Annotated in this window: 16 protein-coding genes and 1 tRNA gene; 13 read left to right on the forward strand and 4 right to left on the reverse strand. The window is 60.6% G+C overall.

What is annotated here, in order from left to right; all coding sequences use genetic code 11:
* Positions 1-44: 44 nt before the first annotated feature.
* Together D3Y59_RS15030 and D3Y59_RS15035 are read left to right on the forward strand one after the other, a co-directional pair.
* On the forward strand, positions 45-479 hold the full coding sequence (locus tag D3Y59_RS15030; protein ID WP_205590842.1) for a hypothetical protein: 435 nt from the start codon (positions 45-47) through the stop codon (positions 477-479).
* A 145-nt stretch (positions 480-624) separates the two neighbouring features.
* Positions 625-894 carry a hypothetical protein gene (locus D3Y59_RS15035; protein ID WP_119445788.1) on the forward strand — a complete coding sequence of 90 codons (270 nt, stop codon included), beginning with the start codon at positions 625-627 and terminating at the stop codon, positions 892-894.
* A 74-nt stretch (positions 895-968) separates the two neighbouring features.
* On the opposite strand, the gene D3Y59_RS15040 is transcribed toward D3Y59_RS15035, so the two are convergent.
* Positions 969-1,041: transfer RNA gene (locus tag D3Y59_RS15040), tRNA-Thr, on the reverse strand.
* A gap of 164 nt (positions 1,042-1,205) precedes the next feature.
* Here D3Y59_RS15040 and D3Y59_RS15045 point away from each other — a divergent pair.
* The 6 genes from D3Y59_RS15045 (at position 1,206) to D3Y59_RS15070 (ending at position 7,230) form a co-directional block, all read left to right on the forward strand.
* Positions 1,206-1,667: a hypothetical protein gene (locus tag D3Y59_RS15045; protein ID WP_119445789.1), complete on the forward strand. Its 462-nt coding sequence runs from the start codon at positions 1,206-1,208 to the stop codon at positions 1,665-1,667.
* A gap of 71 nt (positions 1,668-1,738) precedes the next feature.
* Positions 1,739-2,509, forward strand: coding sequence for an FkbM family methyltransferase (locus D3Y59_RS15050; RefSeq protein ID WP_119445790.1), 771 nt, complete (start codon positions 1,739-1,741; stop codon positions 2,507-2,509).
* Complete coding sequence (locus D3Y59_RS15055; RefSeq protein WP_119445791.1) at positions 2,509-2,802, forward strand: DUF4834 domain-containing protein; 294 nt, start codon at positions 2,509-2,511, stop codon at positions 2,800-2,802. The genes D3Y59_RS15050 and D3Y59_RS15055 overlap by 1 nt, the downstream gene beginning before the upstream one ends.
* Before the next feature lie 138 nt (positions 2,803-2,940).
* Entirely contained in the window at positions 2,941-5,511 is a 2,571-nt protein-coding gene (locus D3Y59_RS15060; protein WP_119445792.1) for a YfhO family protein, read from the forward strand.
* A gap of 117 nt (positions 5,512-5,628) precedes the next feature.
* Positions 5,629-6,564, forward strand: coding sequence for a 1-aminocyclopropane-1-carboxylate deaminase/D-cysteine desulfhydrase (locus tag D3Y59_RS15065; RefSeq protein WP_119445793.1), 936 nt, complete (start codon positions 5,629-5,631; stop codon positions 6,562-6,564).
* A gap of 36 nt (positions 6,565-6,600) precedes the next feature.
* Positions 6,601-7,230, forward strand: coding sequence for a DUF4230 domain-containing protein (locus D3Y59_RS15070; protein WP_119445794.1), 630 nt, complete (start codon positions 6,601-6,603; stop codon positions 7,228-7,230).
* Positions 7,231-7,253: 23 nt separating this feature from the next.
* Here D3Y59_RS15070 and D3Y59_RS15075 read toward each other — a convergent pair whose 3' ends face one another.
* Positions 7,254-7,745 (reverse strand): regulatory protein RecX, encoded by a 492-nt coding sequence (locus D3Y59_RS15075; protein ID WP_119445795.1) that lies wholly within the window; start codon positions 7,743-7,745, stop codon positions 7,254-7,256.
* Positions 7,746-8,086: 341 nt separating this feature from the next.
* On the opposite strand from D3Y59_RS15075, the gene D3Y59_RS15080 reads away from it, so the two are divergent.
* Both D3Y59_RS15080 and D3Y59_RS15085 read left to right on the forward strand, forming a co-directional pair.
* Positions 8,087-8,989, forward strand: a complete 903-nt coding sequence (locus tag D3Y59_RS15080) for a DMT family transporter (protein WP_240410390.1) — start codon at positions 8,087-8,089, stop codon at positions 8,987-8,989.
* A gap of 128 nt (positions 8,990-9,117) precedes the next feature.
* Positions 9,118-11,727, forward strand: coding sequence for a DUF5686 and carboxypeptidase regulatory-like domain-containing protein (locus D3Y59_RS15085; RefSeq protein ID WP_162910820.1), 2,610 nt, complete (start codon positions 9,118-9,120; stop codon positions 11,725-11,727).
* Positions 11,728-11,738: 11 nt separating this feature from the next.
* Here the strand turns inward: D3Y59_RS15085 and D3Y59_RS15090 are convergent, their stop codons facing one another.
* A complete protein-coding gene (locus D3Y59_RS15090) occupies positions 11,739-12,677 on the reverse strand; it encodes an EamA family transporter (protein ID WP_162910821.1) in 939 nt (312 codons plus the stop codon).
* Between the two features lie 163 nt (positions 12,678-12,840).
* Between D3Y59_RS15090 and D3Y59_RS15095 the strand changes: the two genes are divergently transcribed.
* Both D3Y59_RS15095 and D3Y59_RS15100 read left to right on the forward strand, forming a co-directional pair.
* Positions 12,841-15,342, forward strand: coding sequence for a bifunctional UDP-N-acetylmuramoyl-tripeptide:D-alanyl-D-alanine ligase/alanine racemase (locus tag D3Y59_RS15095; protein WP_119445799.1), 2,502 nt, complete (start codon positions 12,841-12,843; stop codon positions 15,340-15,342).
* Between the two features lie 63 nt (positions 15,343-15,405).
* On the forward strand, positions 15,406-16,026 hold the full coding sequence (locus tag D3Y59_RS15100) for an OmpA family protein (RefSeq protein WP_119445800.1): 621 nt from the start codon (positions 15,406-15,408) through the stop codon (positions 16,024-16,026).
* Between the two features lie 130 nt (positions 16,027-16,156).
* On the opposite strand, the gene D3Y59_RS15105 is transcribed toward D3Y59_RS15100, so the two are convergent.
* On the reverse strand, positions 16,157-17,056 hold the full coding sequence (locus D3Y59_RS15105) for a carboxypeptidase-like regulatory domain-containing protein (protein WP_119445801.1): 900 nt from the start codon (positions 17,054-17,056) through the stop codon (positions 16,157-16,159).
* Between the two features lie 191 nt (positions 17,057-17,247).
* Between D3Y59_RS15105 and D3Y59_RS15110 the strand changes: the two genes are divergently transcribed.
* Positions 17,248-17,505 (forward strand): FeoA family protein, encoded by a 258-nt coding sequence (locus tag D3Y59_RS15110; protein WP_078063199.1) that lies wholly within the window; start codon positions 17,248-17,250, stop codon positions 17,503-17,505.
* Positions 17,506-17,589: the final 84 nt, after the last annotated feature.

Below are 17,589 nucleotides of genomic sequence, written 5' to 3' on the forward strand. Positions count from 1 at the left end.
AACTCGACATAGCCACCTAACCTTTAGGCAATTAGCTCGTATAGATGCCCGCTTTTTCGATGACTGCCCCCAACCTGCCTCGCATAATTGAGAACTCGCCGTTGGCGCGCATTGCCCGCTGGAAGCTGGGGCAAACGAACGTGGCCATGGTGCTGGGCCGCAGCATACACCTGAGCGGCGTAACGCGCGCCGATTTTCTGCGCGATGCCTCGTGGGTGGCACACGAGCTTTGCCACATCCGGCAAGTGCAGGAGCATGGCCTAATGGGCTTTCTGTGGAAATACTTGGTCGAGTCGGCTCGGGTGGGCTACTATGCCAATCGTTTTGAGGTAGAAGCCCGCGAGGCCGGCCGCCGCGACGCCGCGCAGGTGGCCGTGTGGCTCGGGATAGCGCCCCCGCAGGGCCATGGTCGCGGCGGTGCAGAGCCAAGCCAGCCTTCGGCCACGGCGGCGGATGCCCGGCCCGATACGGTGGCCTGATACCCTAGGTGGCAGCCACAGGCGTACGGCTGGGCAGCAAACCAATCAAATGTTTGAAACCCCGGAGGTAGATTTTACGAATAGTTGCGTGTAACTGAGGCTGGTAACTCCAGCCGATGGTTTAACCACACTAAACATCGCAACCATGGCTACGCAAAACACCTCCAATAACACCGACTTCCTGGGCACCGCCAATAGCTCGTCGCGCCCTGGCCAGCAAGAAAACAGCGCCAACCCGGCTGCTTCGCAAAAAGGCAACATGATCGGTGGCCTGAACAATACCCTGAAAAACTTCGGCGACTCGGCCGCGGGCCAGCTGAACAAGCTGAGCACCACCCAAAAAGTAATGGGTGGCCTGGCCCTGGCTGCTGGCATTAGCTGGCTAAGCAAGGCTATGAACAAGCGCAGCGCCTAAGCTGGGCAGTGCCCGTAAATGGCAATAAACAAAAGGCCCCGTTTCCGAGAGGAAACGGGGCCTTTTGTTTGCAGAGCCTGCTATTGGACTCGAACCAACGACCTGCTCATTACGAATGAGCTGCTCTACCAACTGAGCTAAGCAGGCATTTACCGGGCGCAAGCCGTAGCTGTCGTTCGGGGCTGCAAATATAAACACGTGGTTTTACTCCAAGCAATCGGTGGGCAAAAAAAACCTCGCAACCCCGGCTTGGCCCTTGCGTTTGGCCTGATGAACAACCTCGTGTCTTCCTCCACTGAACCCTTTTGTTTATGGCCGCCTCCGCTTCCGATGATTTCGCGCACGCTTTAATCAGTGGCCTGAGCGGCTCGGTGGTGCTTACGCTGGTGCACCAAGCAGCCCGCCAAGCAACGCCCGATGCGCCGCGCATGGACATTTTGGGCATGCGCGGGCTGCGCAAAATCCTGTCGGCGGCCGACGCACCCCAGCCCGATCACAAAACGGCATACAATATCACCATGGCCGGCGACTTGCTCGTGAACGGGCTGTACTACAGTTTGGTAGGCACGGGCTCCGATGCTTGGCTGCGCGGCGCCGCCCTAGGTGTGGCGGCCGGGGTGGGGGGCGTGCTGCTGCCCGGCCCCATGGGCTTGGGCAACGGGCCCAGCAACCGCACCCCGCAAACGCAGCTCATGACGGTGGCCTGGTACACCCTAGGTGGTTTGGCCGCGGCAGGCATGTCGCGGTTGTGGAGCCGGTTGGGCAAGCAATAACAACTGCCTTTCAGCGGTGGATTCGCCCAGGCGCCGCTAGTTGGTGGTGCTAAGCTTACCTTTGCCCCGCAATGAAAGCACTGCGCAAACTGTTGGTTGGCACGCTGGGCTTCGAGCGCTACATCCGCCTGGCCAGCCACGTGTATTTGCGGCTGGTGGCACTGGGGTGGGGGCGCGCGAAGTACCCCGAGCTGTTTTTTCTGGAAAAGCTGGTGAAGCCCGGCAACGTGTGCCTCGATATCGGCGCCAACTTGGGCTACTACTCCGTGGCCTTGTCGCGGTTGGTGGGGCCGCAGGGCAAGGTGTTGGCCGTGGAGCCGGTGCCGCTGTTTCAACAAATCTGGCAAGACAACGTGCAGCTCAGCGGCTTCGATAACCTGCTGCTGTTGCCCTACGCCCTAGGTGGCAAGAACGCCGTGGTAAAAATGGGCACGCCTGCTCGCAACGGACTGCTGCACCACGGCATGACCAAAGTAACTGACAGCAGCCCCAGCGAGCAGTACGGCCAGTACTACAACGTGGAAATGCGCGTGCCCGACGAGTTGCTGGCCGATTTCGAACGACTCGACTTTATTAAGTGCGACGTCGAAGGCTTCGAGTACGAAGTATTTCGGCACATGCAGAATACGCTGCGGCGGCACCGGCCCGTTATTCAAACTGAGCTGAACGGCCTTGAGAACCGCCAGCGCGTGGCTGGCTTGCTGGCCGACTTGGGATACCGCCCGTACGTGCTGGAAACCAAGGATGCTGCGCCTAGGTTAGTACCTTGTCCGGCCGAGGTGCTTGCTGCGCCAGCCGACCGCGACTTTTACTTTCAACCCGACTACCCCGCCGACCGCTAATGTTCATCAACTTCCTGCTCATCACTTTCCTCGTGGCCATGGTGCTGCGGCTGGTGCTGCCCGCGCTGCTGCGCTGGGCGCTGAGTGCGTTTGTAAAGCGGCAGATGCGCAAAGGCGGCCTGGTGTTCGGGCCCAACGGCAACCCGTTTGCTGCGCCGCCGCCTTCGGGTGGCCCCAGCCACAGCGGTGCCAACGGGCAAGTACGCGTTGATTACGTGCCTCCAACGGCCAAACGCCAGCCCGATACGAATTTCCGCGGCGGCGAGTACGTCGAATTCGAGGAAGTGAAATAATCGGACTACCTTCGGGCTTGAAGCCCGGCTGGCGCCTGCCGGCCGGGTTTTTTACGTTTGTAGGGGTGGTATGCCACGCGCCCTAGGTGCCGCCGCTTGCCATCCGCCTCACCGCCTACTTACCACCAGCTACCGTACATGCCCGCTGTCGAATCGACAACGCCAACAGCACCCTCGTTGGGCCGCCGTTTGCTGCCGCACCTGCTAGCCGTTGCTTTCTTGCTCGTGCTGGCCGTTATGTATTTCTCGCCCATCGTATTTGGGGGCAAAACCTTGGCCCAGCACGACATCGTGCAGTTCAATGGCAGTGCCCGCGAGGCGCTTACCTACCGCCAGCAAACCGGCGAAGAAGCCCTCTGGACGAACTCCATGTTCTCGGGTATGCCCACGTACCTGATCAGTACCCGCTTCCCCGGCGACTTATCGGTGTACCTGAACTACGTGTTTACGGTGGGCTTGCCAGCGGTTGCCGCTAACCTGTTTGCTGCCCTGTTTTGCGGCTACCTGCTGTTCGCCTTTTTGGGCATGCGGCCGCTGGTGGCGCTGGTGGGTGCTATTGCGCTGGGCTTTACGAGCTACAACCTCATCATTCTGGCGGCGGGGCACAACTCTAAGTCGTACGCCTTGGCGTATGCGCCGCTGGTGTTGGCGGGCCTGCTGGTTACGTTCCGGCGGCAGCGGCTGCTGGGGGCGGCGTTGTTTGCCCTAGGTCTCACCATGAACATCAGGGCCAACCACTTGCAAATCACCTACTACTTGCTGCTGCTGGTATTGGTGTTTGGGGTGGTCGAACTCATTTTTGCGGCCCGCGAAAAGCGCCTGCCCGATTTCTTCCAGCGCACGGCTTTGCTGGCGGTGGGGGCCCTGTTGGCTGTGGGCGTAAGCTTCGGCCGCCTCTACACCACGGCTACTTACACCAAGTACAGCATCCGGGGCAAATCGGAACTCACGACGCCGGCACCCACTGCGCCCGGCGAGCAAGCCGCTGCCCCGGCGGCCGATGGCGAAGGCGGCGGCCTCGACCGCGACTATGCCTTCAACTGGAGCTACGGTGTAGGCGAAACGATTACGCTGCTTATCCCGAACTACTACGGAGGGGCCTCGCAAGGCAAACTCGACGACGACTCGAACACGGGCAAAGCGCTCAGCGGCCTAGGTGTGCCGCCGGTGCAACTCGAGCAGTACCTCTCGGGCATGCCCACGTATTGGGGCGACCAACCCATTACCAGCGGGCCCGTGTACATGGGCGCGGTGGTGTGCTTGCTGTTTGTGTTGGGCCTGTTTGTAGGCGACCGACGCACGCGCGTTTGGCTGCTGGTGGGCACCATCCTGTCGATAATGCTGGCGTGGGGTAAGAACTTTGCCACCTTCAACGACCTGATGTTCGACTTCTTTCCGGGCTACAACAAGTTCCGGTCGGTGTCGATGGCGTTGGTTATTGCCCAGCTGGCCATGCCCTTGCTGGCCGTGCTGGCCTTGGCCCGCGTATTGCGCAACCGCCCCGCAGCGGCAGCACCTGCCGTGCACCCCAAGCTGCCCACAACCCCGGCGGATAGCCCCGAAACCGCCGAGCTGCGCCGCAAGCTGCTGCTGGCTACCGGCATTACGGCGGGTATTTGCGTGCTGGCGTTCATTTTCGGCCTAGGTGCCGATTTCGCGTCGCCCGTCGACAGCCAATTGCAGCAACAAGGCTTCCCCATCGATGCGCTGCGCCAAGACCGCGCGGCCCTCATGCGCGCCGATGTGCTTCGCTCGCTGTTCTTCATCGTGGCCACGGCCGGGGTGCTGTGGTTCTACCTCAACCGCAAGCTCACCGTATCGGTAGCCGCTGGCATTGTAGCCCTGCTCACGCTCATCGACTTGTGGGCTGTGGATAAGCGCTACTTGGGCGAAAGCAGCTTTCAGAACGAAACCGTGGCGCAGCAGTTTGTGCCCTCGCGTGCCGACTCGCAAATCCTGGCCGACCCCACGCTGCACTACCGCGTGCTCAACCTCAGCAACCCCTTCAACGAGGCCCAAACCTCGTACTTCCACAAAAGCATTGGGGGTTACCACGGGGCCAAGCTGCGCCGGTATCAGGACCTGATCGAGCGGCAGATTTCGCAAAACAACCCGCGCATCCTGAGCATGCTCAACGCGCGCTACGTCATCACGCAGGATCAGCAAGGGCAGCCCGTAGCCCAGCGCAACCCCGGCGCTTTGGGCAACGCTTGGTTTGCAAGCGCCATTCAACCTGTGCAGAACGCCGACCAAGAAATGGCCGCGCTCAGCAATTTCGATCCGGTGAACACGGCCATTGTGGATGTAAGCAAATTCCCGCAAAGCAAAACCAGCTATAACGCTGCCGGCTCGAGCATTACGCTCACGAACTACTCGCCCAACGCGCTGAAGTATACCGTGAATGCCGCGCAGGAAGGCTTCGCGGTGTTCTCCGAAATCTACTACCCCGAAGGTTGGAACGCTTACCTCGATGGCAAGCCTGTGCCGCACGTGCGCGCCAACTACGTGCTGCGCGCTATGCCCGTGCCGGCTGGCCAGCACACCATCGAGTTTAAGTTCGAGCCCAAGGAGTACGCCGTTGGCAATACGGTGTCGTTGGTGTCGTCGCTGCTGCTGTTTGGGGTGCTGATTGGGGCCGTAGTGTACGCCGTGCGCCGCAAGCCAGTGCCCGAGCCCGAAGCCGAACGCGATGAGCTGATGGCCGCCTAGGTAGCGCCAGCTAATTCAGTACACTGCCACTGCTCCGGCCTGGTGCAGTGGCAGTGTTGTTTTTAGCACATGCCACAGCGGCCTAGGTCGGCGGCTTGCGTTTCCTTTGCAGCAGCCATGCCTCAACTAGTGCAGCCGCCTGTTCTGCTCGATTTGCCCGAGCCCGTTGCCGAGCGCCGCGGCGTGCAGCTGCGCTTGCTGCGCGACGATTTGCTGCACCCCGAGCTGCCGGGCAACAAGTGGCGCAAACTTAAGTACAACCTGCTCGAGGCGCAGCACCTAGGGCACCGCACGCTGCTTACGTTTGGGGGTGCCTATTCCAACCACTTGGCCGCGGTGGCCACGGCCGGCCGGCTGCAGGGCTTCGGCACCATTGGCGTGGTGCGCGGCGAGGCCGCTTCCGAGCTTAGCCCCACGTTGCAGCAGTGCCAGGCCAACGGCATGCAGCTGCGTTTCGTCGGCCGCGAGGCGTACCGGCAGCGGCACGAGGCTGCCTGGGTTGCCGAGCTGCTGGCGCACCTAGGGCCAGCCTACGTGGTGCCCGAAGGCGGCACCAACACCTTGGCTTTGCAGGGCTGCGCCGAACTGATAACGGAGCTCGATGCCGCTGGCGAGGCCTTCGATGCCGTAGCCGTAGCATGCGGTACCGGCGGCACGCTGGCCGGCTTGCTCGTGGGCCTAGGTGGGCAGCGGCATGCCGTTGGGGTAGCAACCCTGAAAGGCGCCGACTTTCTCCGCCGCGATGTAAACAACCTAACCGCTGCTGCGGTGGGGCAGGTGTTCAGCAACTGGCACCTGCACACCGGCGCGCACTTTGGCGGCTATGCAAGGTTCTCCGAGCCGCTGCTGGCGTTTATCTACCGCTTTTACCAACAGTACCAAGTGGTGCTCGACCCCGTGTACACGGGCAAACTGCTCTACGGCGTGCTGCAGCTGATTGAAGAAGGATATTTTGCCGCGGGCAGCACCGTGGTGGCCGTACACACCGGTGGCCTGCAGGGTTGGGCCGGGTTTCAGCAGCGCTTCGGCGTGGCGGCGCCGGGTATCGTATAGCTTAGTATTGTCAACTTCGTTTTTCCACGCACGCTCATGATGCTGTTGCTGCGGCGCTTGCTGCCCTTGCTGTTTCTGGTTGCGCTGGGTTGGTTTCTGTGGCGGAAAGTAGCCCCGAGCCTGCGCGACTTAAACTCCTTGGTGGAGCCCGAGCCGCGTGTAACCGTAACGCACAACACCGTGCTCGAGAAGATTGAGGGCATGGGCAAGTTAGAACTGGTGCGCTACCGCTTCAAGGACGTGGTGGAGTACCGCAAAAGCACCTACCGTTTTCTGCCCGATGCCAAGGTGGCCCTGATCGTGGCCGGCGAGGCCATTGGCTGCGTTGATTTGCGCAAAGTAGGTGCCTTGGATGTGGTGTTCGAAGGCGACTCCCTAGTGCGCGTGGCCCTGCCCGCCCCCGAGCTGTGTACCTGGCGCATCGATCATTCGCAAAGCCGCGTGTACGACACCGAAAATGCCCTGCTGCAAGATGCCGCGCTGGTAGATGAGGGTTATAAGTACGCCGAGCAGAACGTGCGCCGCGCCGCTTTGCAGTCAGGCATTTTGGCCCAAACCCAGCAAAACGCCGAGCAAATTTTGCGGCCCATGCTCGAAACCCTCACGGGCCGCCGCGTAGTGCTAACCCAGCAAACCGCGCCGCCGCAGCGCGGCCGCTTGCAGTAGCTCCGCGCAGGCTGGGGGTGCCCTTAGTCCTCCGCCAATATTTCACCTAGGGCGTCCTGAATCAGATCGGCCTCATAGCCTTTTTGCGTGGCGTAAACGCTTAGCTTTTGCCGCCGCTTTAGCGGGTTGCTTTCTTTCTCGAGGGCGTTCTTCTTTTCGAGCAGCTCGCGCAGGTTTTGGTAGTACTCGTCGCCGTCGATTTCGCTCATGCCGGCCTTGATGCAGAACTCCGAAATACGACGCTGCTTCAGCTCCATTCGGATGCGGCGGCGGCCCCATTTCTTGAGCCGGTACTTGCCGCGCACAAACGAGCGGGCAAAGCGCTCCTCATCGAGCAGCTTTTCGCGTACCAGCCGAATAATGATTTCGCCGGCTTCGTCTTCGTCGAGGCCGTAGCTGCGCAGCTTGTCTTCTACCTCGCGGTGGCTGCGCTCCTGGTAGGCGCAGTAAGCGGCTATTTTCTGTAAGGCCTCGCCGGGCGTGTAGGTTTTGCGTTTGCGCGAAGCGTCTTCCATTACTCAGGCAAAATAAGCAGGCCGGTGCGGCCCCTAGGTACGCTTACGTATAATGCCCGGCACGGGCTACCGCCCTAGGTGCGCAGCCGCCCTTTGGCCGAACTGGGCAAAAAAACAGCCGCCGCCCAGAAGGCGGCGGCTGTTCGCTCACATAAACAAGTTGAATCCAAAAACGGTAACCAATACTGACGGCAAAGGTTCTTCGATTCAGCTGGGGCAAGATAGCACGTTTTGCCCACATTTCGCACAATATTAAGCAATTAAAATACCCGTATAGTGCTGATTTCCGACTTCGCTGATTTGCACAGACCTTTGCGCCCTTGCTCTTTTTTCTTGGCGCTATGCTATTAAGTCGCGGAGCCCGCTACATGCTTATTTCCACGTTCTGCTTTGCCCTGATGAACGTATGCGTGAAGCTGCTGAAGCATTTGCCGGCTATGGAAATTATCCTGTTCCGGTCGGCTATGTCGGTGTTGCTGAGCTACCTAACGTTGCGGGCCCTGCGCATCCGGCCGTGGGGCTCCAACCACTTCTTTCTGATAGCCCGTGGCACCACCGGCGCTATGGCCCTGATGCTGTACTTTTTTACGTTGCAGCGCATGCCGTTGGCCACCGCCGTAACGGTGCAATACCTGGCGCCCATCTTCACGGCTATCATCGGCATCTTCGTGGTGAAGGAGCGGGTGCTGCCCTGGCAGTGGGCGTTTTTCCTGCTCTCGTTTGCGGGCGTGCTATGGGCCGAAGGCGTAGATACCCGCGTGGAGCCCATGTGGTTGGGGCTGGGCGTGCTGTCGGCGGTATTCTCGGGCTTCAGCTACAACTCCATCCGGCGCCTCAAGGGGAAAGAGCACCCGCTGGTGGTGGTGTTTTACTTCCCGATGGTGGCCTTGCCCATCTCGGCTGCCTTTTGCTTGTTCAACTGGCAAACCCCGCAAGGGCTCGATTGGCTTTGGCTGGTTCTGACGGGCGTGCTAACGCAAGGTGCGCAGGTGTACATGACGAAAGCCTACCAGGCCGAGCGCCTTGCTAGCGTAGCCAACCTCAATTACATCGGCATTCTGTACGCCCTAGGTCTGGGTTACGCGTTTTTCGGCGAGGCTTTCCCGCCCGGGGCCTACGTGGGCATGGCTCTGGTGCTGGCTGGTGTTTTGCTGAACTCGTGGTACCTAGCCCGGCACGCACGGCACACCCAAGCGCCCACGCCCGAGCCCGATGCCATCGAGGGCGAGGCCGTACGCACCTAGCAAAAAGTTGCTTGCCGGGGCAACGCTGGTGCGAAGGCCGCACTCTTAGCAGTATCTTCCCCGCCAAGTGCGTTATGTTGCCTGCTATGCGTCGTCAGTACCTGGTTTGTTGCTTTTGTCTGTGGTGTGTGTTGCTGGCTCCGTTGGCGCTGAAGGCTGGAATCATCCGCGGGCGCATCACCGACCCGAAAGGCGAAGTGCTGGCGTTTGCTAACGTGGCCGTGAAGGGCACCAGCACCAGCACGGCCTCCAACGAGCAAGGCAACTACCAGCTGCCGTTGGCCGCCGGGCGCTACGAGCTGGTGTTTCAATACGTGGGTTTTAAGCCTCACGTAGAGGCGGTGCGCGTGGCGGGCGGCGACACCGCAACGACGCTCAACGTAACCCTCACGCCCGAAAATTACCAGCTGCGCGAAGTGGTGGTGCGCGCCAAAGACAAAGATCCCGCCTACGCCATTGTGCAGCACGCCATCGACTGGCGCAGCTACCACCGGCGCGAAGTGGCCGCCTTCACGGCGCGTACCTACATCAAAGCCCTGGCCCGCCTCAATGAAGCGCCTAGCCGCATCCTAGGTTTGTTTAAGACTGGGCCCGATCTGAAGCCCGGCATCATCTACTTGTCGGAGTCGGTTTCGGAGGTGGCGTTTCGGCAGCCCAACCTGGTGCGCGAGCGAATGATATCATCCAAAGTGAGCGGCGACGCCAAGGCGTTTAGTCTGAACCGCGCAGGCGCGGGCCGCGGCCTGAGCTTTTACAACCCTGTACTGAAGCTGTTTTCGGAGCGCGGGTTTGTGTCGCCCATCGCGCCCAATGCCTTCTTGTTCTACCAATACACCCTCGAGGGCACCACGCAGCAAAACGGCCAAATGGTGCACAAAATCAGGGTAACGCCGCGCCGCCGCACCGATCCGGTGTTTGCCGGCCACATTTACGTTATTGAGGGCACGTGGCGCTTGCACTCCGTGTCGCTGACGCTGAACAAGGACGCCCAGCTCGACTACGTCGACGACGTGCGGATCGACCAGATTTTTGCGCCCGCGCCCAACGCGCCCCACGTGTGGCTGTTGCAAACCCAGAAGCTGACGGCCAACTACTCGGCGTTCGGCTTTAAGGGCAACGCCTACCTCACGGTGGTGTTCTCGAGCTACCGCGTTACGCCTACCTATGCCAACCGCCCGGTGCCCACGCAGGCGCCAGCACCCGCTGCCAACGAGCCCGCCCACGCCGAAACCGTAGCCGAGGCCAGGCAGCAGCGCCCCAACGTACGTGCCCTTACGCGGCAGGTAAAGCGCCAAAGCAAGCGCACCGGAGCCGCCGCCGTCGATTCGCTGGCCCGGCAGGCGGGTGCGCTCGAGGTGGAGCGCATGGGCAAGCACGAGGTGTTGCGGGTTGAGAAAGGCGTGAACGAGCGCGACAGCGCCTATTGGGCCCAAATTCGCCCGGTGCCGCTTACCGATGAAGAAAAGCGCGACTACCGCGTGAAGGACAGCACCGAGGTAGTACGCAACTCCAAGCCCTACCAGGATTCGCTCGACCGCATCCGCAACAAGTTCGATGCGAAAAGCTTTATGCTCACGGGCTATACCTACAACCAGACGCACCGCAAGGAGCAGTTTTACGTAGCGCCGCTGTTCAATATTCTGCAGTACAGCACCGTTGAGGGCACAATTATAAACCCGCAGTTTACCTACACGCGCTACACCGACGACCGCCGTCGTTTTTGGCTGACGCCCTCGTTGCGCTACGGTACCGAAGCCCGGCTTTTCAGCCCCTCCTTGGAGCTGAACTGGCAGCACGACGCCGCGCGCACGGCCCGCCTGCAGGTGGTGGTGGGCCGTACCGTCGAGAATTTCGACCCAAATTCGCAGCTCACGCCGGCCATCAACACCTCGTACACGCTGCTGCGCAACCGCAACTTTGCCAAGTACTACCAGCGCCGCGGCGCCGAGGTGGGCTACCTGCGCGAGGTGCTCAACGGGCTTACCGCGCGCGGCGCCGTAAGCTACTTCGACCGCCGCGAGCTGCAGAACGCTACCATCGATTTGCTGAACGACATCCCGGGCCGGGCTTTTACGCCCAACCAGCCCGTGGCGGCCGAGCTGCCGCAAGGCGCTGGCTTTGGGCGCAGCCGCGCCCTAGGTTCCGAAGTGTGGCTGAGCTACCAGCCGGGGCAGCGTTACATCAGCCGCCCCGACGGCCGCGTGAACCTGGGCTCGCGGTACCCCACTTTCCGCTTTACCTGGCGGCAGGGCTGGGGCGTCGAGAATTTCAGCGATGTGCGCTACACCATGCTGGAAGTGGGCGTGCGGCAAAGCCTGAACCTAGGGCTGCTGGGCACCAGCAACTACTACGTGAATGCCGGCGGCTTCCTGGGCAAGCCCGAGCTGGCCTTTATGGATTACCGCCACTTCTCGGGCAACCTTACGCGCTTTGCGGCTGATTTTTCGCGCTTTCAGCTGCTCGATTACTACCGCTACAGCACGCGCCGCACGTTTGTGGAAGCCCACTACGACCACCATTTCAATGGCTTTTTCCTGAACAAGGTACCCGTGCTCAAACGCCTGAAGTGGCAAGAGGTGGGCACCGTAAATTACCTGCACACCCCCACCGTTGGCCACTACGTGGAGTTGGGCGTGGGCATCGAGCACGTTTTCAAGTTTCTGCGCGTCGATTACTTCACGGCGCTGCAGTCGGGGCGCAAGCTCGAGCAAAGCGTGCGCGTTGGGTTTGGGTTCTGACGCGTGAGCACCTAGGCCACTCGCGTAGCTTGCTCCGGCTCGGGCACCGCTTTAGTAGTTGCCGGCTGGCGCTTGGCGGGCCAGTTGTACAGCAACACCGACACCACAATCAGCCCGTAAGCAATTACCTGATTGGCGGTTGCCGACTCCCCGAAGTACAGAAACGCCAGCAGAAAGCTCACGAGCGGGTTGAGGTACATCAGGATGCCTACCGTGCCCGACGACAAACCACCTAGGGCAAACAAGTTTAGGAACAGCGGCAGCACCGTAAAGCCGGCGCTCAGTAAGCCTACAATCAGCAGCAGGCGCGTATCGGCAAAACCCGCGAGCGGATCGGCACCTAGGGGGCCGGCTAGCGGCACCAGCACCGCCGTGGCCAGTAGCAATTGTAAGCCCAGCAGCACCAGCTTATCGTAGTGGCGCAGCACACGTTGGGTGATGAGGTAGCTGGCATAGCTCAGGGCCACGAGCAAGCTCATGCCTACGGTTTGCAAATTGCCGGTGGCCAGCAAGCCGCAACTAACCAAGCTGATGGCAATGGCCGCACCTTGCACCGGCCGCAGCCGCTCACCCAACAGCGCCCAGCCCAGCAGCGCCGTGAGGATGGGGCAAAGCAGGTAGGCAAACGAGCCGGCCTGTACGCTCACGTGGTTGACTACGTAGATGAACAGCAACCAATTGATAGTGAGCAGTATGCCACCTAGGGCCGTGAGGCCCAGCATGCGCCGCCGCTCGGCGGGCACTGCCATGCGGTATTGCTGCCAGGTTTGCCGCAAGGCATCGCGCCGACCTAGGAGCAAAATGCCAGCCAGCAACAGCAAAGCCAGCAGCACCCGGAAGTACAAAATCTGACCGCTGGCGTAGCCCGTGAGCAAGCGCAGCGGAATAGGAAAGAAGCCCCAGATAAGGTATGCAGCCAGGGCGGCGGTATGGAAGCGAGATGGTTTCAACCGGGTAAGCATTTGCGCCTAGGCGGCGGCGCGCTGAAAAAGACCGCAAAGATAACCGGTAGCCGAGGCAATATTCTGACTGCGTGTAAACTAAAGCGACCAAAGCAGCAGCGCACAGGCGTGGGTGCAATCGGCGCGCGTGTAGCTCTACCTTTGCGCTGCTATGCTCACCTTCTCACATCTGCCGGCTCTTACGGGTGGCACGCTGCTGCAGGCACCTGCCGATGCTGCTGCTCCGGTGCTTCATTTGCTGCTCGATAGCCGCCGTATGGCCCAGGCTGCCGGCACCTTGTTTGTGGCACTGCGCGGCCCCCACCACGACGGGCACCAGTACGTGCCCGAGCTGTACCAGCGCGGCGTGCGCCTGTTCCTCATCGACAAGGCCGAGATAGTGCCCGGAGCGCTGGCCAACTACCCCGAAGCGGGCTTTGTGCTGGTGCCCGATAGCTTAGTTGCCTTGCAGCGCATTGCCGCCGAACACCGGGCCAGGTTTGATATACCGGTGGTGGGCATTACGGGCTCGAACGGCAAAACCATCGTAAAGGAGTGGCTGGCGCAACTGCTCAGCCCCGACGAGCTCATTTGCCGCTCGCCGCGCAGCTACAACTCCCAAGTAGGTGTGCCACTGAGCGTGTGGGAGCTGCGACCGGCGCATACGCTGGGTATCTTCGAAGCGGGTATTTCGGAGCGCGGCGAAATGGCGCGTTTAGCGCGGGTCGTTCAGCCCACCCTAGGTATTTTCACTAACCTTGGCTCGGCACACGACGCCGGGTTTAACTCGCACGCCGAGAAAGCCGCCGAGAAAATGCAGCTTTTTGCCGGCGTTGATACCTTGTTTTACTGCCGCGACCACACCGAGGTGCACGCAGCAGCCGAACAGCTGCCGGCGCGCGTGCAACGCTTTAGCTGGTCGCGCCGCAGTGCAACCGATGCCCAAGTGCAGGTGCAGCTGGGGCCTGGTGCCGACCCCCAGCAGCCACTGGCGCAGGTGCAATACCTAGGGCAAACGCACACGTTTACGCTGCCTTTTGCCGATGAGCCTTCGGTTGAAAACGCGCTCCACTGCGTAGCCTTGCTGCTCTGGCGCGGGTTGCCCGCCGCCGAGCTGCAGCGCCGCCTGCTGCGCCTGCAACCCGTGGCCATGCGCCTCGAAATGAAGCAGGCCATTCACGACTGCTACATTCTCGACGACACCTACAACAACGACCTGGCCGGCCTCGATTTAGCTTTGGATGCGCTGCGCCGCCAACCGCGCCGTGGCCGCCGCACGCTTATCCTGTCCGATTTGCTCGAATCGGGCTTGCCCGCCGCGGAGCTGTATCAGCAGGTGGCCCAACTTGCCCGCCAACACAACGTGCAGCGTTTGCTGGCTGTGGGCTCTGAAATCAGCCAGCACCAAGGCTTGCTGCAGGCGGCGGTAGCCGATGCGCAATTTTTCGCCGACACCGATGCGCTGCTCAACTGGTTTCACCCCGACCACTTCCGCCACGAAACTATCCTGGTGAAGGGCGCCCGGCGTTTTGGCTTCGAGCAGGTAGTAGCGGCTTTTCAGCGCAAAATTCACGGCACCGTACTCGAGGTAAACCTCGATGCATTGGTGCACAACCTTAACTACTACCGCGCCCGGCTGCAGCCCAACACCCGCCTGATGGTGATGGTGAAGGCTTTTGCCTACGGCAGTGGCTCCTACGAAGTAGCCAACCTGCTCGAGTTTCACCGCGTCGACTACCTAGCCGTGGCCTACACCGACGAAGGCGTGCAGCTGCGCGAGCACGGCATTTCGTTGCCAATCATGGTGATGAACCCTTCGCCCGATTCCTTCGCCCTGCTAAGGCAATACCACCTCGAGCCCGAAATCTATTCGTTTGCCCGCCTGCGCGAGTACCTGATGGCCGCCCAAAGCGGCCCGCTGCCGCCCATCCACCTCAAGCTCGACACTGGCATGCGGCGCTTAGGCTTCGACGAAGCCGACCTCGACGAATTGTTGCCCTTGCTGCAGCAGCATGCCGGTACGCTGCGCGTAGCCAGCGCCCTCACGCACCTAGCCGGCGCCGACGAGGAGCAGCACAACAGCTTCTCGCACCGGCAGCTAGCGGCTTTCCAGCGCATGGCTGCTCGCCTCGAAGCAGCCCTAGGTCACGCCGTGATCAAGCACGCCCTGAACTCCCCGGGCATCATGCGCTTTCCGGAAGCTCAGCTCGATATGGTGCGCCTGGGCATCGGCTTGTACGGCGTCGAAGCTGCTGGCCTCGATCCGGCCGCACTCCGTGCGGTGAGCACCTTGCGCACCACCGTTTCGCAGCTGAAAACCTTGCCGGCTGGCGAAACCGTGGGCTACGGCCGCCGCGGCGAAGCCGCCGACCACAACCGCCGCATTGCCACGCTGGCCATTGGCTACGCCGATGGGTACGACCGGCGTTTTTCGCGCGGTGTGGGGGCGGTAATCATCCGGGGCCAGCGCGCACCCATCATCGGCAACGTGTGCATGGATATGTGCATGGTCGACGTGACGGAGGTGCCCGACGTGCAAGAAGGCGACACGGCCGTAGTGTTCGGCGACGAGTTGCCCCTAAACGAGCTAGCTGCTCGCATCGGCACCATCCCGTACGAGCTGCTCACCAACGTAAGCGAGCGGGTTAAGCGGGTGTTTATATCGGAACAGTAGCGCGGGCGGTTCAACACAAAACGAAGAGTGTGCGTATGCAGGCCCACACTCCCAACCACACCCATGAAAAAACCGATCCTTTCCCTGCTGGCCGGTATGGCCTTGTTCACGGCCTGCAACGACCTTAATAAGCCCCAAGCCAAAGACGAACCCCAAGAGGCCACGCAGGATACCGCTGTGGTATACCGCGACGGCAAAACCGCCGCCGACGCCGCAGCTGGTGCCGCCTCTGCCGTAAACCCCGACAATTGGGACATTGACGCCGACTTGCCCAATGTGCGCTACGAAGAAGTAACCCTGCCCGAGGTAGAAGTGCGCGGCAACGAGCGTTACAGCGTGTATTCGGTTGATGAAAAAGTGTTTTTTGATACCGACAAAGCCGAGCTGAAGCCGTCGGCTAAAGACGCGCTCAGCCAGATTTCCGCTTCCATCGGCAAGCGTTTCGGCAGCAAGGATGTGCGCATCATGGGCTTCACCGATTCGCGCGGCGACAAGAACTACAACAAGGAGCTAAGCGCCAAGCGCGCGGAAGCCGTGAAAAACTGGATGGTGCAAAACGGCAAGGTTGAGGCCGGGCGCGTAAGCCTAGAGCCGATGGGCGAAGAAGCTCCGGCCGCCTCGAACGCTACCGCAGCGGGCCGTCAGCAAAACCGCCGCGTCGAGATTGTGGTGCGCAACAGCTAATCCGGCGGTTGCCAAACCGCTGCGGCAAACCCGCAACAAGCAAAAGGCCGGCTCCCTGCAGGGAGCCGGCCTTTTGCTTGTTTACAAACCAACATCGGGCTAAGTCAGCTATGCCAGTTGGTTGTAGCTATTACTTGTATACGTCTACCTCCGCTTTAATCATAGCGTTGTAGCGCAAGCCCGTGCTGTTCGACATGGTAATCAGGCTCCAGCCTTTGCCCATGGAATACGTCCAGGTGCGGCTTTCCTTGAACTCGAACGTAGGCTTCATGATCTGGCCGTAAGGCGTGTAGTTATCCATGAAGTTGGTGGTGTAGAACTTGTCGCCCGACACAATCCATTCCATGGCCACGAAAAATCCTTCGTCCGGCGCCATGATGTTGTACGGCGTCATGTCGATAGTGAACCAGGAGCCACCGCCCGGAGCCGATACCACCACGTTCTCGGTGAGCAAGTCGGTGTTGGGAGCGTTGTAGTCGCCGTCGTTTTTGTAGATGCGCACCCGGAACGGTTCTTTCGGGAAGCCGTGCTCACCGATGTAGAAGGAAACCGTGCGAATCATGCCGAGCTTTTTGCCCTTCTCGTTTTTCACGAAGAAAGCGTATTGGCTGCCGGGCATGCCCTGAATCATGCCCTCGCCGGGCGTGTTGTTGCGGGCGCCCATGTCGGCGTTTTTCACCTTGCCGGCTTCTACCTTCACTTCCGCCAACACGATGTTGCGCTTGGTAACCTCCACAATGAGGTCCTCCAGCTTGGCGCCGCGCTTCACGGCCACGGCCTTGCGCACGTAACCTAGGGCTTGGATGATAAGCGAGTCCTGCGCGACTTTCTCCGGCTGTGCCATCTGAAAGAAACCGTATTCGTTGGTCAACGCACCGGTTTGTTCTTCTTTCAGGCCAATAGAGGCAAAGGGGATGGGCTCTTTGGTTTTGGCGTCAACCACGCGGCCTGTAATGCGATTATCCTGCGCACTAACCAACTGCGGGAGCAACCAACCTAGCGCAACGAAAAAGAGTAGGCGTTTGAGCATAAGCGGTGAATTATAGAATCAAAAATACAAGCAGTTCGGACGGTAACTGCAATCTTCCTTCGAATATTTATAAAAGTGCAATTCAGGCCTAGGTAAGTGCTACCCAGCTAAGACCTAGGAGCTTTGCTTTTGGCGGAAACCTTTGTGGGGCGTACCTTTGTTTATAGCTTGTCTAAATAAACGTACCGCCTGTGCCCACCCTGTCTGTTGCCTCCGCTACCACGTCCCGCAGCGTTAAAGATCTGCGCTTGGGCGAGACGGGTACCATCTGCTGCCTCAAAGATCCGGAAATGGCGCTGAAGCTCCTCGAGATGGGTTGCATACCGGGTACGCAGGTAACGCTCAGCGGGCGGGCGCCGTTGGGCTGCCCCATTACGCTGCACGTCGACGGCGAATACACGCTGTCGTTGCGCGTGAGCGAGGCGGCTACCATTATGCTCAAGGATTAACGCTTCGGCGGATGGCGAGTGCGGCAGTATTAACTCCTGACCCCAAGCAGGGTCAGCCAGCAGCAGTTGCTGCTACCCGATCGG

It is taken from the genome of Hymenobacter oligotrophus (genome assembly GCF_003574965.1).
Lineage (GTDB): Bacteria > Bacteroidota > Bacteroidia > Cytophagales > Hymenobacteraceae > Solirubrum > Solirubrum oligotrophum.